16 protein-coding genes and 1 pseudogene are annotated in these 20,528 nt (G+C 60.7%); 8 read left to right on the forward strand and 9 right to left on the reverse strand.

Features of this window, described 5'->3' with window-relative positions:
• The first annotated feature begins 227 nt into the window (after nt 1-227).
• A complete protein-coding gene (locus J5J06_19775) occupies nt 228-635 on the forward strand; it encodes a MarR family transcriptional regulator (protein MCO6439335.1) in 408 nt (135 codons plus the stop codon).
• Nucleotides 636-755: 120 nt separating this feature from the next.
• Here J5J06_19775 and J5J06_19780 read toward each other — a convergent pair whose 3' ends face one another.
• From J5J06_19780 to J5J06_19790, 3 genes are all read right to left on the reverse strand, one after another.
• Nucleotides 756-1,175: a hypothetical protein gene (locus tag J5J06_19780; GenBank protein ID MCO6439336.1), complete on the reverse strand. Its 420-nt coding sequence runs from the start codon at nt 1,173-1,175 to the stop codon at nt 756-758.
• Between the two features lie 48 nt (nt 1,176-1,223).
• Entirely contained in the window at nt 1,224-2,513 is a 1,290-nt protein-coding gene (locus J5J06_19785) for a PQQ-dependent sugar dehydrogenase (GenBank protein MCO6439337.1), read from the reverse strand.
• A gap of 993 nt (nt 2,514-3,506) precedes the next feature.
• Nucleotides 3,507-3,698 carry a hypothetical protein gene (locus J5J06_19790; GenBank protein ID MCO6439338.1) on the reverse strand — a complete coding sequence of 64 codons (192 nt, stop codon included), beginning with the start codon at nt 3,696-3,698 and terminating at the stop codon, nt 3,507-3,509.
• Between the two features lie 212 nt (nt 3,699-3,910).
• Here J5J06_19790 and J5J06_19795 point away from each other — a divergent pair, with 212 nt between their 5' ends.
• The gene (locus J5J06_19795; protein ID MCO6439339.1) at nt 3,911-4,519 is read left to right on the forward strand and encodes a TetR/AcrR family transcriptional regulator; all 609 of its coding nucleotides are present in this window, start codon (nt 3,911-3,913) and stop codon (nt 4,517-4,519) included.
• A gap of 55 nt (nt 4,520-4,574) precedes the next feature.
• On the opposite strand, the gene J5J06_19800 is transcribed toward J5J06_19795, so the two are convergent.
• Complete coding sequence (locus J5J06_19800; GenBank protein MCO6439340.1) at nt 4,575-4,790, reverse strand: hypothetical protein; 216 nt, start codon at nt 4,788-4,790, stop codon at nt 4,575-4,577.
• A gap of 89 nt (nt 4,791-4,879) precedes the next feature.
• On the opposite strand from J5J06_19800, the pseudogene J5J06_19805 reads away from it, so the two are divergent.
• The 6 genes and pseudogenes from J5J06_19805 to J5J06_19830 all read left to right on the forward strand — a co-directional run bounded on the left by J5J06_19805 (nt 4,880) and on the right by J5J06_19830 (nt 13,419).
• Nucleotides 4,880-5,576, forward strand: a pseudogene (locus J5J06_19805) (TetR/AcrR family transcriptional regulator).
• Complete coding sequence (locus J5J06_19810) at nt 5,573-7,519, forward strand: efflux transporter outer membrane subunit (GenBank protein MCO6439341.1); 1,947 nt, start codon at nt 5,573-5,575, stop codon at nt 7,517-7,519. The pseudogene J5J06_19805 and the gene J5J06_19810 overlap by 4 nt, the downstream one beginning before the upstream one ends.
• Nucleotides 7,516-8,727 carry an efflux RND transporter periplasmic adaptor subunit gene (locus J5J06_19815; protein MCO6439342.1) on the forward strand — a complete coding sequence of 404 codons (1,212 nt, stop codon included), beginning with the start codon at nt 7,516-7,518 and terminating at the stop codon, nt 8,725-8,727. The genes J5J06_19810 and J5J06_19815 overlap by 4 nt, the downstream gene beginning before the upstream one ends.
• 2 nt (nt 8,728-8,729) lie before the next feature.
• Nucleotides 8,730-11,894 (forward strand): efflux RND transporter permease subunit, encoded by a 3,165-nt coding sequence (locus J5J06_19820; protein MCO6439343.1) that lies wholly within the window; start codon nt 8,730-8,732, stop codon nt 11,892-11,894.
• A 19-nt stretch (nt 11,895-11,913) separates the two neighbouring features.
• Nucleotides 11,914-12,798, forward strand: a complete 885-nt coding sequence (locus J5J06_19825) for an enoyl-CoA hydratase/isomerase family protein (GenBank protein ID MCO6439344.1) — start codon at nt 11,914-11,916, stop codon at nt 12,796-12,798.
• Nucleotides 12,799-12,804: 6 nt separating this feature from the next.
• Nucleotides 12,805-13,419, forward strand: coding sequence for an efflux RND transporter permease subunit (locus J5J06_19830; protein ID MCO6439345.1), 615 nt, complete (start codon nt 12,805-12,807; stop codon nt 13,417-13,419).
• Nucleotides 13,420-13,917: 498 nt separating this feature from the next.
• Here the strand turns inward: J5J06_19830 and J5J06_19835 are convergent, their stop codons facing one another.
• The 5 genes from J5J06_19835 to J5J06_19855 all read right to left on the reverse strand — a co-directional run bounded on the left by J5J06_19835 (nt 13,918) and on the right by J5J06_19855 (nt 20,441).
• Nucleotides 13,918-14,535: a plasmid pRiA4b ORF-3 family protein gene (locus J5J06_19835; GenBank protein ID MCO6439346.1), complete on the reverse strand. Its 618-nt coding sequence runs from the start codon at nt 14,533-14,535 to the stop codon at nt 13,918-13,920.
• A 218-nt stretch (nt 14,536-14,753) separates the two neighbouring features.
• A complete protein-coding gene (locus tag J5J06_19840; protein MCO6439347.1) occupies nt 14,754-15,491 on the reverse strand; it encodes a TatD family hydrolase in 738 nt (245 codons plus the stop codon).
• A complete protein-coding gene (locus J5J06_19845) occupies nt 15,488-16,765 on the reverse strand; it encodes a hypothetical protein (GenBank protein ID MCO6439348.1) in 1,278 nt (425 codons plus the stop codon). Before J5J06_19845 ends, J5J06_19840 begins: the two co-directional genes overlap by 4 nt.
• A gap of 813 nt (nt 16,766-17,578) precedes the next feature.
• Entirely contained in the window at nt 17,579-19,432 is a 1,854-nt protein-coding gene (locus J5J06_19850; GenBank protein MCO6439349.1) for an ATPase, read from the reverse strand.
• 1 nt (nt 19,433) lies between these two features.
• Nucleotides 19,434-20,441 (reverse strand): hypothetical protein, encoded by a 1,008-nt coding sequence (locus J5J06_19855; GenBank protein MCO6439350.1) that lies wholly within the window; start codon nt 20,439-20,441, stop codon nt 19,434-19,436.
• Nucleotides 20,442-20,528: the final 87 nt, after the last annotated feature.

Below are 20,528 nucleotides of genomic sequence, written 5' to 3' on the forward strand. Positions count from 1 at the left end.
GGATATTGCACCCGTATCCCAACGAGCGATTCTACGCCAAGCACCCGAAGTAGGAGCCGTATGCGGTAATTCCGCCTGTACGGATCTGTGCGGGGGCCCCGGGGCAACCCGGGGTCCTACCGCGACCGGTTTGTCAAGGGCGGCGGGGCGGACGTATCAGCTTACTGATTGGTATCGAGCGATGAAAGTATCCTTGCTGCAAATGTTGCTTTGTCGATAATACCTGCATGCCTGAGACTGCCCAACTGGCCGAAGCGATCCTCGCGATGAGCAAGAAGTCGTGGATCGAGGCGTCGAGCGAAACCGCCGAGATCACGGAATCCGAGTTCCTCGCGCTGGACTATCTGGCCGAAGTGGGGACGGCCACCGTGGGTGAGGCGCAGAAGCACATGAGGGTCGTCCCGGCGCAGATGTCCCGTTTGTTGCGACGGCTCCAGGCCGCCAAGCTCGTCACATCCGGCATCAACCGCGAGGATCGCCGTCGGGTGGACATGACCATCAGCGAATCCGGGCGGGCCGTACACGCGAAGTACCGCACGGCTAAGCTCGCCCCCATCGTCGCCGCGTTGGATCGCCTGAGCCGCGATGAGCGCGAAGCGTTCATGAAGCTCGTCAACAAGATGACGGAGCGCTGAGCCCGTTGGGGCCAGTCAGTTGTCCAGCGCCCCTTGGTCGATCCAGTCTCGGATCAGGCCAAGGTCGGTTGCGGAGAGCGGCGTCCCGAACAACGGCATCGTGCCGCCGCAAGGGGGTGTTCACGGACCAACAATCACCTTCGCCCGCCGCATCGCCTGCATGGTCTGGTGGGGAATGCAGAAATACTCGAACTCGCCCACCTCACCGAACTGGCGGACGAATGATTCACCCGGCGACAGGTTCCCCGAGTCCCAAAGATCACCCGCGTTGCCGTCGCTCGGATCACCGCTGGTCGAGGTATGAACGATGGGGAGCGATTCTCGGTTAGTCCAGCGGACCCTTTCGCCGACTTTGATCGTCACTTCCTTGGGGACAAAGGCGATTCCCTGCATGGAGACATCGGTCGTTCCTTCCACTGGTTCCGGCGCTGCCGGGGGAGCGCAGCCAAGATACAGGCCGATCGTCGCCGCCAGCATCAGGCGGGCGGGTTTGAATCGCACGTAGGCATAACCACAGCAATCCGTCGTTAGGTTCTTCATTGAGTTCTGTCCTTTTCAAAATCGGGGCACTCGCGGTGCCCAGTTCCATTAGGGAGCCAAAACGATCTTGTGGACCTCACCCGTGTCGCCGGTCGGTCCTACGTTGGCGGTTGTCAATACGTAGACCTCACCCGTTTCGTCCTGACCGAAGCCAAGAATGAACCTGCCGATCCGGCCTCCCGTCCTTCCCGCCACAACCAGTTCGTTCAGCGTCCAAGTCCCGTCGGAGTTCTCTTGTGCTGCGAACAGCGTTCCATCACTCGAAATGAAATCCGTGCTGAAATCACCGAAGACATACCAGCCAGACAGTTCGGGGATCGCAGCGCCGCGATACACGAAGCCACCGATGGCCGCGATCCCCGCGACATGGCCCGCTTCTGCGACGTGCGGGTATTCGATGATCGGGCCGATCAACGGGTTGCCGTTGCGATCGACCGTCGCGCAATCGTTTGGCGGCATGCCGGGGTTCAACGGATCAAAGCAGTGCATGCCTTCTCGAATGTGCCAACCGTAGTTGCCGCCCGGAACAATGATATCGACTTCCTCAAACAAGTTTTGCCCCGCATCGGCCACGAACAGCCGACGGTCACCGCCGATGTCAAATGAGAATCGCCACGGGTTTCGCAAGCCGAAGGCCCAGATTTCGGGCTGTGCTCCCGGCTCGTTAACAAACGGATTGTCCGCCGGAATGGCGTACGGATCGCCGCTATCGACGTCGATGCGCAGAATCTTGCCTAGCAGCGTCGTGAGGTCCTGCCCGTTTCCAAGGTCCGACGTGTGGCCTTCCTCATTGTCGTTGGCCCCGCCTCCGTCTCCAAAGCCCACGTAGAGGTAACCGTCCGGACCAAAGGCGATTTGTCCGCCGTTGTGGTTGAATTGCGGCTTGTCGACGGCCAGCAGAATGCGCTCCGACTCGGGATCGGCCATGTCCGGGTCTCCCGTGGAAACCCGATATTCCGCAAGCACTTCCGAGTGGCAGCCAACGACGAACCCCGCGGGGTCGTTACACCCCTCCTCTGGCTGCCCGTCGCGGGACGCGCTGTAGCGCACAAAAAACCGTCCGTTGCTCGCGTACTCCGGGTGAAACGCCAAACCGAGCAGGCCGCGTTCATCATACGCTCCGTTGAGCGCCACGAGATTCGTGCCAAAGTCAAGAAACGGCCGGGCGTTGCGATTACCACCGGCATCGATGATCCAGATTTTCCCGACCTGATCCACTACGAAAAGTCGGCCCGTGCCGTCCGAAGGAGAGGCCAAGGCGAGCGGTGACGTGAGCCCTTGTGCCACCGTCTCTAAGGCAATGGTGGTCGCCGGCTGCGAGTCGGGCGGCGGTTCCATTGTCATTGGGCATCCGCCAGTCAAAGCCAGCGTGGCGAGCAAACCTAGTCGGCTTGCGGTATGAGTTCCCGGTAGGCTTCGCATCTCGAACCTCCTCCGACTGACCCCGTGCATGAACGGACCGGTCCATCTTACTTCATTATGTCCCCAGCCTGGCGGAGCCTTGCAACGCGCGGGTGCGTGGGTTCAGGCCGGCCGCCCGTGCCGTTAAGGGTTTCACCGAATCGCTCGGGTTTTGCCGTACTGACCCCTGAAACCACCGATGCTGACATCCTTCACCTGCGGGAACCCGTAGATAGGAACCACCCGCCGACTTCCGTTCGCATCGGACACCGCAGACCCAGAAGATGGAGCGCCGGCCGCCCAGGCAATCCTCACGCGATCAAAAGACCGGGCGCGCACTCAGCACGCCCAGCCCAAGGAGACCGCAAGCGCAAGAAGGCCATGCAGCTTGCGTGTTGGAACGATTCCAGTCGAGGCGTTACCCGCCCGCCGGCGGCGCCTCACGTCGCGCTCACTGCGTGGCACCGCCCAGCAGTCCCGTCAAATCGAGGCCACCGAGCAAGTCCGGGAACAGAACGAGAACGGCCGCCACAGCGCCCACTACCCACCAAATCCAATTCATAACAAAGCTCCTTATGCTAAAACCAACGACCGCAATCACGCTCCGAACGCGAGAGCGCCTTTCTAGAGCAACTTTGCTCCAAGCGTAGCGGCCTGCATACGGAAATACCCACTCCCTCACGGTCGCGGCTCGGTTCAACACGCTACGCTTGGATTGAAACCGCTCTAGTCGCTGCAGCGTGGTGCGAAGCCGGGATGGCGCGTTGTCTACTGATCCCGGCCCCGCATCACCGCTGATCGACGGTAGCTACTCGGACTCGGTATCCATATGCGCGAAGCCGTCAAAGTTCTCGACCACCGTCATCGTGCCGCGGATGATGAGTTGTCCGCCGCCGGCTGTCGGACTCCGTGCCGAGTACTGCCGTGCGGCTACGGACCGAACAACCCCGCCACGAACTGGTTGACAAGAATCGGGACCGCTTGCGCGACAAAGTCTTGGAGCAAGGCGTTGAGGTCCACGGCACAACCGCCCGTTTGGAGCAGTACGCCCCCCGCGCCCAGGCTTGCCAAGCGCTTGCACCAGCCGATCCGTCTTGCCCAGCCCGATGTAGAATCTCGCATACCCGAATCTCCCCGAAGACAATCCGACCGCTCCGGCCCGCGCCGTGATGGAACGGACTGGTCCGTCCGCGCATTTTGCTTTACGGCTAGGTGTTCGTCAAGGCGGGTCAGGGCCTTCCAAGATTTCCCTTTTGAACGCCGTCGAGACGGTTTGCTTGCCCGAAACCAGCAGCCTCATGGAAACGACTCGCCCGATCCGTTAGGATTCGGGCATGAAGAGGAACACCAGCGGTGCTCCAACCACGCCAGCCCGCAGCAGCAAGCGGGAGGCCATCCTGCATGAAGCGGCCAAGCTCTTTGCCAAGCACGGCTATGCGGACACCGACGTGCAAGTCGTCGCTGACCGGGCCAAGGTGGGGAAGGGTACGGTCTACCGCTACTTTGACGACAAGAAGGGTCTGTTCCTCACCGTGTCGGAAATGGTCTGGCGCGAGTTGCACCAGTACATCCTGGAGAGGATTACCAAGGGCCGCACCGCGATCGAGCAGATCGGCCTGGGCGTCCGAGCCAATTTCGAGTTCTTCCAACGGCACCCGCATTACATCGAAATCGCCATGATCGAGCGAGCCACGTTTCAGGACACCATCGAGGCCACGCAGTACTCCTATCGCAAGTCGAACATCGAGGGGCTTCACCGGGTGCTGGAAGAGGCCGTGCGGGAGGGCAGACTTCGGCGGATCGACGTGCCCGCCGTGGCTGACCTCCTGTGCAATCTGACCTATGGTACGATCGTCGCGCACACGATGACGGGCCGACGCCGAGAACTCGTGCGTCAGACGAACCTCATCATGGACATGTTTCAGCGCGGGTTTGGCACGTAGGGTCGAAGCGATCCGCCTTCGGCATTCCGCTGCTTCGACCCGCAACCCGAACGCTTCAAAAGTCGACTCGCGGCTCGTAGCGGCCACACCCGGTTTCGTCGTAGAGTAGCTGCTCGAACACGTTGAGGTCATCGTATTCGCCGGCTGAGATCGTATCCTCACCAAAACACTCGTTGAGAAGGCCCGCGGCGGGGCAGCCCTGAAAGGCCATTCCGCCGAACACTAGCGCCGTCGCCGCCGCCCGGCGTGCGATTCGTCGGTTGTTCTTCATCGTACATGTCTCCTGTGGCCCAGAATCGGACTACTTGACGCAGGTCGCACAACCGATATGATAGGCTGGACGGACTGGTCCGTCAACTAATTTCACCGGGTGAAAACGATGGGAACTCTGGGCAAGAAAGCCAGCGCCAAGCTTCGCGGACGACCGAAGGACAAGGCCCTGATTACGCGCCGCCGCGAGGAAATCCTGGAGGCGGCTACCCGGCTGTTCGCGACCGACGGCTTTGCCCGCGCCGACGTGCAGGTCGTCGCCGACGAGTTGGGCGTCGGCAAGGGAACCGTGTATCGCTACTTCGAGACGAAGGAAGCATTGTTTCTGGCAGCGGCGGATCGGGCCATGCACAGGCTCCGCGAGGCCGTACACGCCGTCGTCGACGAACAGGCGGACCCGCTGGAGCAGATTGCCGCTGCGGTTCATGCGTACTTGGCATACTTCGACGCCCACCCCGAGTGCGTCGAGCTCCTGATCCTGGAGCGGGCCGCCTTCAAGGACCGCAAGAAGCCGACCTATTTCGAACACCGCGACGCCAACGTCGGGCGCTGGCTCGAGTTGTTCCGCGGATTGGTCGCTTCCGGGCGCGTGCGGGCCGCGCCGGCCGAGGAGTTTACAGAGACGATCAGTGACCTGCTCTACGGCACGATCTTCACGAACCACTTCGCGGGGCGCCGGGAACCGATGGAAGTCCAGGCGCAGCGCATTCTGAATACGCTGTTCCTCGGCATGCTAGGCGACGCGGAACGGGCGCGATACCCGGACCGGTGGGAGGTGCATTCATGAGCGGTCGTTTGCGTGTCCTGCGGGTTAGAGGTGCTGCGCGCTTCCCGTTACGCGGGGAGCTGGAATCACGGCAGTTCCGCGACAGCAGCGCGCCACCGTCATCGGCAACATTCTACGAGCGGGCCACGCCCCGGCCGCATCGGCGAACGCCGGCCGCGTACCGGGCCGCCGTCCTGGGTCTGGCATCGGCATTGCTCCTGCCCGGTTGCGCTGTCGGGCCGGACTATCGCTCGCCGCGGACGGATGTTCCCGTCCGCTGGCACCAATCGGCGAGCAACGGGCTGGCGCCCGGAGACGCGAGCGTCGAGTTATGGTGGCAGGTTTTCGACGATGACCTGCTCTCCGACCTCATTTACCGGGCGGCTGAGAACAACCTCGATCTTCGTCTCGCTATCTTGCGCATCCGCGAAGCCCGCGCGCTGCGCGGCATCGCCGCCGGGGAGCTGCTGCCGGCACTGTCTGGTCAGGGCAGCTATGAGCGCTCGAAAGCCAGCGCCAACAGCCTGGGCGGCGCCCTGTCGCGTCCGGGGGCGACAAGCCTTGGGGCACGGTTCAGGGACTCGGTTGCGCGAGGCGTCGCAGGCAACGCTCTCGGCCAAGGTCTAACTTCGGCGCTGCCGGGCGCGGCGGGGGTGAGCAACACGCTGGCCAGCAGCCTGATCGGCCTGATTCCGCAGCGGAGGGAGCTACCCGAGACCGACGAGCAGGATCTCTTCGCTACCGGCTTTGACGCCTCGTGGGAGATCGACGTCTTCGGCGGCATTCGTCGCAACGTGGAGTCTGCCGATGCCGCCCTGCACGCAACAGTCGAGGACTATCGCGGCGTGCTCGTCTCGCTGCTGGCCGAGGTCGCGTCGACGTTTATCGACGTGCGCAGGCTTCAGGCCCGCATCGAAGCGACGGCTCAGAACATCGATCTCCAAAGACAAACGCTCTCTCTTACACAGTCGCGCTTCAGGCTCGGTTTAACGTCTGAACTCGATGTTCGCCAGGCCGAGACCAATCTGGCCACCACGGAGGCGGAACTCCCCCTGCTCCAAACGGCGCTGGCCCTCGCCATCTACCGCATGGGCGTGCTGATTGGCCAGGAGCCGTCAGCGGTGTGGGACGAGTTGTCCGCGGAACGGGCGATTCCCAAGCCTCCCTCGGAAGTTCTGGTCGGCGTCCCCGTCGACATTCTCCGCCGGCGGCCGGACATCCGTGCCGCTGAACGGCGCCTTGCCTCTCAATTCGCCCAGATCGGTGTCGCCACGGCCGATCTCTATCCGCGCTTCACGTTGTCGGGGACGTTCGCTTTCGAGGCGACGGATTTCAATCATGCAATCGATACGCGCAGCATCGCCTATGGATTCGGGCCCACCGTGCGATGGAATATTTTCGACGGGCTGCGGAATCTGCACCGGATTGCCGCGGAAGAGGCCGCTGCGCAGCAAGCCTATGTTGCGTACGAACAAACGGTGTTGCTCGCGCTGGAAGAGGTCGAGGGGGCGCTGGTCGGCTACAAGCGCGAGCAGGATCGCTACGCCGCGCTTGACCGAGCGGTCGGGGCCGCCCGTCGCTCAACCCAGGTCGCCGAACGGCAGTACCGCGACGGCCTGACCGATTTCCAGCGCGTCCTGGATGCCCAGCGCTCGCTCGTTGTCCTGGAGGACGCCCTGGCGCAGAGCCGCGGTCAGATTGCCGTGGACCTCGTGGCCATCTACAAGGCCCTGGGAGGAGGCTGGACCCTGGACGCCATGCCCCAGGGCGAATACCTGGACGAGCCGTCCGGCGCTCTTGCGGACTCGGTTGGCTACTTCTTCTCAGGCGGCAGGGAATCCCCGCCATGGGAAGGAGCGCCGGAAGATGACCGGGAGGAACCGTCGGACGCCGAGAAACCGGACGCCCCTCCGGCCGGTGTCGAACCGACCACAGAAAGAGAACCTGGGAGTAACCCTGAATGAAGAACAAGAGAACTCGATGCACCTTGATTACCATCGTGGGACTGTCCGCCGTCGCGCTGAATCTGGGCGGCTGTGAACGAGGGCAGGCTACCGGTCCTCCGCAGAAGCCGGTGCCCGAGGTTGCCGTAGTCACCGTATCGTCGGAGCCGGTGACGCTGACCACTGAACTGCCCGGCCGCGTGGCTTCCTTTCTCGAAGCGGATGTACGGCCCCAGGTCAGCGGCATCATCCAGTCGCGCCTGTTCGAGGAGGGACAGGGTGTCGAGGCGGGCATGGTTCTCTACCAGATTGCCCCCGCCCGCTACCAGGCGACGTACGATCGCGCCAAGGCGGCGCTCGCCGTGGCGGAAGCGGAGCTGCCTGCAATCCAATCCCGCCTGGAACGCTACCGCAGCGCTCTGGCCGAGAACGCGGTGAGCCAGCAGGACTACGATGACACGGCCGCCGCTGTGCAGCAGGCTGAGGCGACGATCGCGCTGCGTCGGGCGGAAGTGGAAAGTGCCCATATCGACCTGTCCTATACGCGGATAACGGCTCCCATTTCGGGGCGCATTGGCAAGTCCAAGGTGACGGTCGGAAGCCTTGTGACGACCGACCAGCCTGCCGCGCTCGCGACGATCCACCAGTTCGACCCTGCTTACGTCGATGTGCCCCAGTCCTCCAAGCAGTTCCTCGAACTGCGCCGTGACTTGGAAACCGGGCGACTCAAGGCGGAGGGCGGCCGTGCCGTGCGGGTCGTCCTCGAAGAAGGGACGGCCTATCCCTTGGAGGGAACGCTCCAGTTCCGCGACGTACAGGTAGATCCCACCACCGGGTCGTTCGTCCTGCGCATCACCGTGCCGAATCCGGATCATGTTCTCTTGCCGGGCATGTTCGTGCGAGCCGTCGTCCAGGAGGGGGTCGTTCAGGAGGCGATCCTGGTTCCGCAGGAGGGCGTCAGCCGCAACCCCAAGGGAGAGGCGATCGCGCTGGTGGTCGACGACGGCGGCAAGGTCGAGCAGCGGACGCTCGTGCTGAATCGAGCTCTGGGCCGCAGGTGGCTGGTCGACTCGGGCCTGGCGGTGGGGGATCGGCTGATTGTTGAAGGCCTGCAGAATGTGCGGCCGGGCGCCGATGTCAAAGTCGTTTCGGCGGAAAGTCGGACGCCCGGCGCGCAGGGCGATCGGACGCAGGAAGTCGTGGCGACGTCGAATCAAGGAACGCCGTGATGATATCCAACTTCTTTCTAGAGCGCCCGGTCTTCGCCTGGGTGATCGCGATCGTCATCATGCTCGCCGGGGCCCTGGCGATCTACAGCCTGCCGATTTCGCAATACCCGCCGATTGCCCCGCCGTCGATCGCCGTCGATGCCTTCTACCCCGGCGCTTCCGCCGAGACCGTCGAAAACAGCGTGGTTCAGATCATCGAACAGAAGATGACGGGCCTGAACCGCCTCCTGTACATGTCGGCTACCAGCGACTCTTCCGGGGCCGGCCGGCTGGAACTCACGTTCGAGCCAGGCACCGATCCGGACTTGGCCTGGGCCGAGGTCCAGAACAAGCTTCAGCTTGCCACGGCGAGTCTACCCGACGTGGTGCAGCGCCAGGGCATCACGGTGAGCAAATCCACGCGGAACTACCTGATCATCGTCGGGCTGGTTTCGGAAGACGGAAGCATGGACGACATCGACCTGGCGGACTATGCCCAGGCCAATGTGGAGAACGTGCTCGCTCGGGTGCCGGGCGTAGGAGAGGTGCAGGTCTTCAGCACGCAATATGCCATGCGGATCTGGCTCGATCCAGACAAGCTGACGGCCTACGGCTTGGTGATCGAGGACGTGACCGCGGCGTTGCGGGATTACAACGTGGAAGTCTCCGCCGGCCAGTTAGGCGGAGCACCGGCCATGGAGGGTCAGAGGCTGAACGCCTCGATCGTCGTCCAGAACCTGCTTCAGACTCCGGAGGAGTTCGCGGCGATTCCGCTGCGCACCAATCCGGATGGTTCGATCGTGCGCGTCCAGGATGTGGGGCGAACCGAGTTGGGCACCGAGCGCTACGGCAGCCGGACGCGTTTCAACGGGCGTCCTTCAGCAGCCCTGGCGGTTCGGCAGGTGCCCGGAGCGAACTCCCTCGAGACCGCGGATGCGGTCAAGGCCAAGATGGGCGAGCTGGCCCGCTACTTTCCGCCGGGCATGAAGGAGATATATCCCTACGACACGACCCCATTTGTGAAGGTCGCCATCGAAGAGGTGGTCAAGACGCTGCTCGAAGCCATCGTGCTGGTCTTTCTGGTGATGTATCTTTTCCTCGGCAACATGCGGGCCACCCTGATTCCGACGATCGCCGTGCCGGTCGTCGTCCTGGGGACGTTCGCAGCCCTGGGGCTGTTCGGCTTCTCGATCAACATGCTGACCATGTTCGCGATGGTGTTGGCGATCGGCCTGCTCGTCGATGACGCCATCGTGGTCGTCGAAAACGTGGAACGGGTCATGAGCGAGGAAGGGCTTCCGCCCCGCGAGGCGACGCGGAAGTCCATGGCCGAGATCACCAGCGCGCTGATCGGAATCGGCGTGGTGTTGTCGGCGGTGTTCGGGCCGATGGCCTTCTTCAGCGGCTCGACCGGGGTTATCTACCGCCAGTTCTCCGTAACTCTCATCGCCGCCATGCTGCTGTCCGTCGTCGTGGCTCTTATCCTGACGCCGGTTCTTTGCGCCTCACTGCTCAAGCCCGTGCCCAAGGGGCACGAAGCGGCCGAGACAGGCGCGCGCTTCCTGCGGCCCTTTTTCCACTGGTTCGACCGGATCTTCAACTGGTGTAGAAGCGTGTACCTGAAGGTGGTGGGCTACGCGCTGTCTCGCAAGCTGCGTTTCGCCGTCGCCTATTTGCTGATCGTCGCGGCGATGGGCTATTTGTTCATGCGCATGCCCACGGCGTACCTCCCGGAAGAGGATCAGGGCATTATGTTCGTCCAGGCGCAGCTGCCCGAGGGAGCAACCCTGGAGCAGACCGACGAGGTCATGACCAAGGTCCGCGAGCATTTCCTGAAGGAAGAGGAAGAAGCGGTCGCTTCCTGCCTTACCATCTCCGGCCGCAGTTTTTCCGGCGTCGCGCAAAATGCCGGCATGGCCTTCGTCAAGCTCAAGGACTGGGAGATCCGGGATCGCCCGGAACTGAAGGTGAATGCGATTGTTGGTCGCGCCATGGCCGAGTTCTCGAGGATCCGCGAGGCGCGGGTGTTCGCGTTCCCGCCTCCAGCCGTTCTTGAGTTAGGGCAAGCCGGGGGATTCGACTTCCAGTTACAGGATCGCGGTGGGCTCGGGCACGGAGCGTTGATGGCGGCCCGCAACCAGTTGCTTCAACTGGCGGTTGCAGACCCTGGCCTGACCCGCGTCCGCCCGAACGGGCTGGAGGACGTATCCGAGTACCGCATCGACGTGGACTGGGAGAAGGCCGGGGCGCTGGGTGTGCCGATCGACGCCATCCACAACACCGTTTCAGCAGCATTCGGCAGCGCCTACGTGAACGACTTCATTCAGGGCGGACGAGTCAAGCGGGTATACGTCCAGCTCGACGCGCCCTACCGCATGCTGCCGGGCGATCTGGACCGGTTGTACGTGCGAAATGACCAGAGTCTCATGACCCCGTTTCACACGCTGGCGTCCGGGCGCTGGAGCTTCGGGTCTCCGCGACTGGAGCGGTACAACGCATTTCCATCGATCAATTTCTGGGGCGAACCCGCCCCCGGCCGCAGCTCCGGTGAAGCCATGGACACCATGGAAGCGTTTGTCGATCAACTGCCGCGCGGGATCGGTTTCGACTGGACCGGGATCTCCTACCAGGAGCGTCTGGCCACGGCCCAGGGACCGACCCTCTATGCTTTCTCGATCATTGTGATCTTTCTTTGTCTTGCGGCGCTATACGAGAGCTGGATCGTCCCCATCACGATTCTGCTGGCATTGCCGCTCGGCATCGTCGGCGGTGTCCTGGGTTCCTCGCTGCGGGGGATGCCCAACGACGTTTACTTTCAGATCGGACTGCTCACCGTTCTCGGGTTGACAACCAAAAACGCCATCCTGATCGTCCAGTTTGCCTTGGCCAAGGCGCGCGAGGGAATGGGCCTGATCGAAGCCACGCTCGAGGGTTCACGATTGCGACTACGTCCGATCGTCATGACTTCACTAGCGTTCGGTTTCGGCGTCCTGCCGCTGGCTACCGCCGCAGGCGCCGGCGCGGGCGCGCAGGTCGCCATCGGCACCGGAGTCCTGGGCGGTGTGGTCACAGCGACGTTTCTGGCAACCGTTTTCGTGCCGCTCTTCTTCGTAGCCGTGTATAGCACATTCGGCCGAAGACTGCGCCACGCTGCGGAGCCCCAATTCCCCGTGAGCGGAACTGCCTGACCGCAAGGAGGTCGGGACTATGGGCGGCGCATACACTGACTACCCGAGCGACGACCTTCGCTTCTGGTCGACGGAGGTCGTTGGGTCGGTTACCATCCTGCGATTTGCCCCCGGCTCAATTTCTGTCGGGGTGGACTTGCGCCGCATCGGGACGCTTTGGGAGCTGTTTGATGAGCTTGTCGTCGGTCCGCACCGGTTGCTCCTCACCAGCTTCCCGTCGAGCGGACTGAACCATGGAGCATTGGTTCAGCTCAACGAGTGCTTTCGCCGTGTGAACGTGGCTGATGAGTCAACATATGCCGGCGACTCCCGGGCGCGCACGGAGTTGGCCCGCGAAGAAGTCGCGATGCAGCGGTATATCACGTACCTCCGCGACCCTCGGCTCTTCGTGGTGGGGTCGTACCAAGGCGAGCTCGACATTCACTTCTTGGGTTTGCTACTTGCGTGTGACTTCCGGATCGCTTCAGAGGACACCGTGATCGTAAACCGCGGGCATCCGCTCGGCGTAAGCCCTGCTACGGCCGTGCCTTGGTTTCTCACGCGGATCGTAGGCCAGGATCACGCCCTGGAGATCTTGCTCGGATGCGAGGAGCTATCGGCACGCCGCGCGTACGAGCTGGGCTTCGTTCATCGCTTGACCAAGACAGGGTCGCACGAACGCGATTCAATTGCCTTTGTTGAGGCTGTAGCAGCAAAGGGAGTAAAGAATCTTCTCAGGCTAAAACGCGCGCTCGGCAGATCATCCGTTCCGCTCGACAAGTACCTTGAGGTCGAGGGAGTCGGTCTGGAACATCTACCAGTCACGACGCCGTTCTGTACCAACTGTGGTTACAACCTCACAGGCAACGTGAGCGGAACGTGCCCGGAGTGCGGCAGGGCCATCCATCAGGACGGTGGTGAATGACTGTGAATGGCAGTTGGAAAGCGCAGCGCCTTGGGCGGCCTGGCCGACCCCATGCAAGGGTCGTTCGGCTACCTGTTCCTCGCGCGCTACCCAGCGACCGTCATCGTCTACATGGTGCTGGCTTCTCAGTTCGAGAGCCTAGTCCATCCCTTCACAATCATGCTCGCGTTGCCACTTTCGGTTGTCGGTGCCTTCGGCTTGTTGATTCTGAGCGATATGACGGTGAGCATTTATACGATGATCGGCCTCATCCTCCTAATGGGGTTGGTTACGAAGAACGGCGTATTGCTGGTGGACTTCATCAACACGCTTCGCCACCGTGACGGGCTGGAGCGGGATGCGGCGATCCTCAAGGCCGGGCCTATTCGTCTCCGTCCGATCCTAATGACGACCCTCGCCCTGATCTTCGGCATGCTTCCCATCGCCCTGGGAACGGGAGCGGGTTCTGAATCACGCCAGCCGATGGCGATCGCCGTCATCGGCGGCTTGACGACTTCCACGCTGCTCACGCTGATCGTCGTGCCGGCGGTCTACACGATTGTCGATGATTTGGTGCATCCATCCACCTGGCGGGTGGCTCGCTGGCTAAGACGCAAGACGATACGCGCGACGCACGGCTGAGACGCCGCGGCCGCCCCGAGGCAGGCCACGATTCCGATCAGCCATCCCCAGCCCTCAGCGCCGCCTTTGTACTCTCGGATCTCCTTTGACCGCGCTTCAGGGGTTGGAAAAAACTCCAATTCCGGCAGGCCTTCCCGCCCGGTCGCTGGGCCGGGGACGGGGGTTTGCATCCCCCATCCTCCGACCCGCGAATTGCGGTCGGCGGCCTGCGGTACTTGAGCGAATCACTCGGATTCAAAAGGTCAACGCAACGCTCGGAAACCCATCCACGCAAGGAAGGCGCACCCGATTGGGCCGGGGCGCTCCCAGGCGAAGGATACGAGCAACACGGCAACGATAAGAAACCACACGGTAGCATGCATGAATCCGAGTCTGCCACAACCGGCCGACCCGTGCAATGCCCTTGGACGCGACGCCTCGACGGCCCGCTCGGGGGACGGATCGGCCCGGCACCGGGCGACCAGGGCGTCCGGCCGGTCCGTGTCCCTGATGCGGTTGTCAAATCCGGGGTACTTGGAGGTCCTGCTCCAGCGCTCTGGGGCGTGACCAGCGTGCGTACTTCGCAAGCTCTATATTGACTTCGTCAACGTCAAAGTGCCTCGGATCGAAATCTTCTCCCGCCCATTCCCGGAAGGCCTCGTGCTCGGGGTGTCGAGCATTCCTGATGGCCTGCAGAAACTCGGCAAAGCCGTCGATACCTCCGACATCTTCAGGCGGGCAGCTCTGCTTACCATCCAGGCAGGTGACGCGCAGACAATGACCCTTCGGAATATCGTCGATCCGCTCAACCTGAAGTTCGTGGCACCAGGCGTCGCCGAAGTCGTACTCATAGAAAAACTTCGCCTTCTCGGTGACGATCAGGTCGGAGAGGCGGATTTTCGCCTCCTGTTCCCCATCATCGCCTGCATCCTCAAGTTCCTCCGCATACCTGCGGCCTTCAATCTCGAAGCAGTGAAGATGCGTCTCCTGCCAACCCATGACGATTTGAATGATATCGTGTAGGCGGTCCAGGCTGATCTCGCCGGGGACGCAGAAGCGCCGCCAGATGGACGGCTTGGTTCCCACCAGCGTGATCTTGATCACGTAAGCTCTTGCTTGCGAATAAGTCGAAACCATTCGGCATCCATCCACGACGAAACCAAGGTACCTCGACGCAGGCGGCACGATCGAGAACGCCCAGGCGTTCGCGGCCCATGAGTCGCCGCGAACGACAAAGCTCTACGACCGAACAGAACGACGAGATTACACTTGACGAGATTGAACGCATCACGATTTGAGCGACCATGCCCTCTCGGAGGCGGAATCACAGGAATCGTTATCTTAACACTCTGCACTCATACAATAGCATGCGATTCTAGCTTCCTGAAATTCTCATCAAGTGTTCCACGAAGATCGCCCTGATCCATGCACCATAGAGTAGCCAGCTCGGTCGTCGTGATCTCAACATCCCACGGAAAGCACGACATGCCGTTGCGCCGGACGAAGGGGCCGTCCGTTTCGGTAAGCACTCTGTCTCGCGGCATCTTCTCGACGAGCGCTCGTCCCTTCGCTGTTTTCAGCATCGGTAGACCGACACTAAACCAACAGCCGTACTCAATCGCCTTCTTGAGCTCGGCTTGGGTACCTGCAAACCAGTGAAGGACTGCAAGTCCTGACTGTGGATACTCGTAGAGCGCTTCAAGCACCGGACTCACTGCACGCCTAGTGTGGATTGACATTACGCGGCCGCACTCGTGGCTTACCGTTTGTAATATGTGTCTAAACACTCGCACCTGCACTGGCCAATGGTCCCGCAGTTCGGGGCTACCGTCTAACCCGATTTCCCCGATCCACTTCGCTTTCTCTACAAGCGAATCGAACAGGTCTAACTCGACATGCCTCTCGTGAGCGATTTGCGGATGAAGCCCCAGGGCCGTATGAATGTGCTCTGAACCACCAGCCAGGCGTGAACTCTTCGTCCAAGCTGAGGGTGTCGTAGTTACAGACAGCACCCTCATCGCAAGCACCCTACATCGGTCCGCAACCTTCTCCGGGTGTTGGTACAGATCGATATGGCAGTGACAGTCAATCATCGCACACCCGCAGCAACCAAGAATGCCTTCAATTCCTCCAATCCACGCTCAACGACCCCTCGGTAATCTCGCACAACAGCACCGAGCGTCCACGGCAGCGACGTTGCCAAGAGACCGTCAAGTCCGTCTTCTTCCATTACGGCCAGAGCCATCGCCGCCGCACGAACGTCCTCAAACCCTGAGTGATCAGAGTCGTTCTTGCCCAAGTTCTTATACACGTAGCCAGTCCTGTCCGGGTGGCCCCACCGCTTAAAAGCAGCGCGGCGAATCTGGCATGGAACGCACCGTCCACAGTGCTGAAATCCATTTCGCCGGTAACGACCACAACTTATCGATCGACGAGCACGTTTCTTCAGGTAATCTTGGTCAAGACACTCCGCCAGCAGCTCGCCCTTTGTCTTAAAGCGATAATCATTCTTGACCTGCACCCTGATTTCCAGCGTGCCCAGAAGCTCTTGAAACAAGTGCAAGAACACAGGGTGCGTTGTCCGTGTGCTAAGGCTGCCAAGCCTCGCTTCAGTGAGCGGAGGGTTGATCGATATTAGACCATTCTCACTCACAAAGAGCTCTACACATTGACCGTCCTGATATGCCCGTGTCGATAACGCCGCAAGCACACCATACGCAAGAAAGATAAAGGACCGCGAGCGTTGGGAACGCTCACGCTCGCCCGGACACTCGGCGTTGTGGTTGGTTTGAAAATGTCTAAGGCCGCCGCCCAGCTCACCGGCAAAGAGCGATTGATTTTCCGCCTCGCCGGGAACGACTTGACTCACTGCAATCGGCCTCCGGCCCTTTGCTACTGAATCGATCAACCCAACAAGACTATCGAGCCCCCCTGATAGTAGGGAAATACAATCTTCACCGGGATACACCGGCCTCGCGGGCGGTTCGTAGCCATGCCCACCACGTACAAACGTCAGCGTCCAAATATCTGTCGTCAGAAATCGGAGCATTCGCTGAATCAGTTCAGCTTGTCGTGACCATTTCGAATCATCGGAGACAGGTATCGTTAACTCAATCTCACGAGTCCATCCGTCGGGACTTTTCCCCCGAATCACGGCTTGATCGGCAGTGACCACCCCCAATGCCAAAGAGAGCAGGTCCCACGCTTCCGCGGTTGGCACTAACTTCTGACGCCGTACGTGCTCCTGTACCGCAGCTCCAACCGAACCGCACAGGCGTTTGTCCGTGCGACCGTACAGAAGCACTGGTAGTACACTCCGCGATAGTCGCGGCAAGTCCCTAGCCGACGCTTGGCAAACAACTTTCATTCAGCGTACTCCGCAAACACTTCAAAGGCATCTCGAAGCGCCCGTTGTACGATTTGGGAAACTCGGCTGCCTCTGAGGCGTGTCCCAGACTCTCGAAGTTTTCGGAACGAGGCTGAGACAGTTTCACGAACGTATTCTCTAATCTCCTTCAGGCGAGACAACGCCGCGCTTGCCGAGGGAGCGCGGTCTTGAATGTGTTTCCCAACATCAAGCACAAGTCGGCGATATACGTCGCGGCTGACAAAGCGCACTATTACGAATTCCCGCTGCTCCTCGGAGAGAGATAAGATATCGGCGTCAGGGTATCGCTCAAGCAATTCCGAGAGGGCATCATTGATCGAATACTGACTGGCCTCCGCATCCTGGGTACCGTTGGTCTCGCACGCGGCGAGCACAGCAGCTTGGATTACCTCACGAGCAGAGCGTCCTGACAGAAGATCGCGATCAAGTTTGGTCGGCTCGTCCGCTCGATCGGATGTTCCGCCAAGAGCGTGATAGAGATTTCCGGCAGTGATGGCTGTTTTGCCAAAGCGGCGTGTTGCGGTTCCGCTTCCGCCCAATCCTGTCGCAACGTAGCGACCGACGCCTCGGCGTAGTGCGTCGCGACTTCCCGACTCGGCAAACTCGCCTAGAGCCCGACGCGTGCCACCGAAGCGTCCCTGTGGCGCAACGGGAATTGGCACTGTGCGCGGAGTCAGAGCGCCATCCGGCTCATTGTTCTCTGGGCTCTCGCCCTCGGGCGCATCCGGTGTGCCAATATCGGGAACCCACGGCGGTACCATCGGTACGCCTGACGGGGAGCCATCGCTCGATTTAGACGTTCCCATCCTCTCGCTGCTTTCTTATGGCAGTCTTCACCGGCTTCGACACGTCCGATTTTGACCAAGCCTCAAACACTTGTGCTACCCATGGCTCGCTGCTGATCTTTGGCACGAGAGCCGCCGTGATTTGCACAGGCGGTCGCTGCTCAAGGAAGCCAGCCAACCGGCGGCCTTGGCTTTGATCAGCTCGCGTGATCGCAAGACACGCATCGAGAATCGGAGGAACGCCCCACTCCTGCACTTGATTCGCTCGCTCCAGGACCCGGTCGAGTATGAGGGCTAGCTCGGGATGGCCCAACGCAGAAAGTCGGCCCGCCAGATCCGCCGCCATGTCAGGATGGTCGAGCAATGCTGCGAGTAGCTCCGCTCCTTCGGATGACAGCCGGTCCTCAGGAGAAATCAGCGGCGTGTGTTCTCTGCTGACGTAGATCGCTCCGCGTAGGTCGAGTTCTGCTAAGCGGGGTGGAACTGCTAACCATTCTCGGACAAATGGAGCGTCCCATGGATTCTCAAGTTCGAGCTCCTCCCCGGCAATAGCCTTTTGCTCCCAGGCACCGAGAAAACGTGCGTGTCCATGCTCATCAGCATTTATGGCATCCACGAGTTGCCGGTACGCTTCGTCTCCACCACATCGCTCGAACAGAAGTAGCTTTGCGAGGGCCGCCTCATCGACCCCAATGCCGTTCGCGCGAGCCATTGCCATTCGTATGGCCAGCGCGTTCAGAAACCGCTTAATTAAGCGAGGATTCCCGCGAATCTCTGTTGCGGTGGTCATAAGCGGCGCTAGTCGATCGGCCGTGTCGAACTGCGCGATCAACGAGTCAGAAAATTCCGCATCCAGCGTCTGCATGAACGCACGGTCTACGCGCTTCCCTTCCCAACTACGTCCCAGTTGCTCGCAAACTTGCGTACGCACGGCTTCCTTGGCTCCTGCATCGATGCTGCTACTGTCGGCAAAAAGGAGCATCATGTACGCTCGTACTTCCTGGGTCCCCAGTGGTGGTACTCGGATCGGGACTTGGATAAGCTTATCAAAGTAACTCGTCACATGCTTCTCGCCAACACCCTCAAAGTGACGCCTCACCGCATGCTTAATCATTTCGTCGTCCGCGGCGATCACAAAAGAAGTGCTTTTGAGAAACAAGAATAAGCGAATTGCCTCCAACGTCGAGATTGACGTCTCAGGCAAACAGCGATCAAGATCGTCGATGAGTACGACCAGAGTAACATTCAGTTCCCTTAGAGTTTCTTCAAAGCATGAGCGTATGGCGTGAATTTCCCTCGGCGGCGATGAATCCGCTTTGGGTTTCAGAAGTCCAGCCGCCTCGTCTGCCAATTGCGCACCTGCCTCCGACGCCTTCTCTACTCCTGAGGCGTCCGCCTTCCCACTCGCCACATTCTTTCCAAGCTGAAGAATCTCTCCGAGAAGTCCAACGGGCGGAAGACCAAGCGAGAGAGCAATGGCAGAGCCACCAGTCAACTTCGCGGCTCGCAACCAATTCACCCGTCCAAGAAGTTCCTTTGCCTTACCGACCGCAGTCTTCTTGCTCTCCGCGTCCTTCTTTAGGGCCTCAGCTATTACTTCAAGTAGCGCCGCCCGCACGTCATCGTAGCCCTGATACAGCCAAGCGTTGAACTCGACAAAGAGGAAGCGTTTCGCGTCCTCGTCTTGTTTTCTGAGGGAGGCCTGAATTAGCTTGATCATCGACGATTTCCCTACGCCCCAAGCGCCGGAAACGCCGATCGAGATGGGCCGCTGGTTGGCCTGCAAGATGATTTCGGCCACGGTATCGGCGACGCCCGAGAAATTCAGAAAGTCGATATCCGTTTCGTTATCAGGCCACATGTTACAGGTCCCCCTTGAACGCCTTGTCGAGGATGGACGGGAGCAAGGCGTCGAGTTCGGCGGCGGTCGCCTGCTGAAGGGCTTTGATCCGATCCACCTTGGCGAGCAAGCCGTCCAAGTCAGAAACGATGCGCCGCTGCTCGTTACGAGGCAACCCTTTGGGAAATGGAATCGCCATCACGGTGCCCTGCGATATCTTCTTCATCGTCGCGCTCGTTCCCTTGGCATTCGCAATAATGTACGCACGCACCTGAGGCGCTTGAAGCCACAACCATACGAACCGCTTGTCGGCCAATCGTTCGTCCACCGGTACACGCATCATCAGGTCTGGATAAATGCACTGTGGGGGCTGTCCGGCATAGAGCGCCGCATGCCCCACCAATTCCGGAGTGTTGCTTCTTGTAATGAGCAGGTCGCCGTCTTCAAGCCAATAGTGGGCGGCTGCGTCAGTTGGCAGTGAGGTCTGCTTTATGGCGGTCGGATCAAACTCGTAGCCAGTGACCGCACTCAGGGTTAGTACAGGCGTGCCGCCGTCAGCATTGTCACACCTCGCCGACCATCCGTTACGCGGCTTGCCATCCAGAACATCTTGGAGAGCGCCATCGTGGCCGAGCCTCACTGCAATCTCGCGCAGGCGAGAACGAACGAGAACACCGCATTCGAGGCGTGATATCTGTCGCAAATCCATAGCCTTTTCTATATGTGTGGCAACGCGTTCGACCTGCCCAGCAATCCGCCGCTGCTCTGCTAAGGGCGGAAGCGGGACGACGAGCTCTAAGAATCGTGGCGGGTTGAGCGTCAACTTCGACAGAGCGGCTGAGCCCGTCGACATTTGGCGGGCCTGTTCCCAGAGCGGCGGATATCGAAAATACCACTTCAAGTAACTGAGATCGATCAGGTCTGGATCGTGTGTATATGTCGGAAACTTGTCCGACACGAACATGCCATCCAGTTCGTCCGAAACGACACCGAAGGTTCCCTTCCATGCGAATAGCTTGTTGTAGATCACGTCTCCCGCTCTAATCACGAAGTGAGTCTTCTTGCGGATCTTCGTTGCGGTCTTCAATTCTCGATGAAACGGACCCTGTCCGTATAA

It is taken from the genome of Phycisphaerae bacterium, assembly GCA_024102815.1.
Classification (GTDB): Bacteria; Planctomycetota; Phycisphaerae; order UBA1845; family UBA1845; genus JAGFJJ01.

Bases quoted from the DNA above. Each gene is read 5' to 3' on its own strand.
- J5J06_19775 (MCO6439335.1), top strand. From the start codon at position 228: ATGCCTGAGACTGCCCAACTGGCCGAAGCGATCCTCGCGATGAGCAAG.
- J5J06_19780 (MCO6439336.1), bottom strand. From the start codon at position 1,175: ATGAAGAACCTAACGACGGATTGCTGTGGTTATGCCTACGTGCGATTC.
- J5J06_19785 (MCO6439337.1), bottom strand. From the start codon at position 2,513: ATGGAACCGCCGCCCGACTCGCAGCCGGCGACCACCATTGCCTTAGAG.
- J5J06_19790 (MCO6439338.1), bottom strand. From the start codon at position 3,698: ATGCGAGATTCTACATCGGGCTGGGCAAGACGGATCGGCTGGTGCAAG.
- J5J06_19795 (MCO6439339.1), top strand. From the start codon at position 3,911: ATGAAGAGGAACACCAGCGGTGCTCCAACCACGCCAGCCCGCAGCAGC.
- J5J06_19800 (MCO6439340.1), bottom strand. From the start codon at position 4,790: ATGAAGAACAACCGACGAATCGCACGCCGGGCGGCGGCGACGGCGCTA.
- J5J06_19810 (MCO6439341.1), top strand. From the start codon at position 5,573: ATGAGCGGTCGTTTGCGTGTCCTGCGGGTTAGAGGTGCTGCGCGCTTC.
- J5J06_19815 (MCO6439342.1), top strand. From the start codon at position 7,516: ATGAAGAACAAGAGAACTCGATGCACCTTGATTACCATCGTGGGACTG.
- J5J06_19825 (MCO6439344.1), top strand. From the start codon at position 11,914: ATGGGCGGCGCATACACTGACTACCCGAGCGACGACCTTCGCTTCTGG.
- J5J06_19830 (MCO6439345.1), top strand. From the start codon at position 12,805: ATGGCAGTTGGAAAGCGCAGCGCCTTGGGCGGCCTGGCCGACCCCATG.
- J5J06_19835 (MCO6439346.1), bottom strand. From the start codon at position 14,535: ATGGTTTCGACTTATTCGCAAGCAAGAGCTTACGTGATCAAGATCACG.
- J5J06_19840 (MCO6439347.1), bottom strand. From the start codon at position 15,491: ATGATTGACTGTCACTGCCATATCGATCTGTACCAACACCCGGAGAAG.
- J5J06_19845 (MCO6439348.1), bottom strand. From the start codon at position 16,765: ATGAAAGTTGTTTGCCAAGCGTCGGCTAGGGACTTGCCGCGACTATCG.
- J5J06_19850 (MCO6439349.1), bottom strand. From the start codon at position 19,432: ATGTGGCCTGATAACGAAACGGATATCGACTTTCTGAATTTCTCGGGC.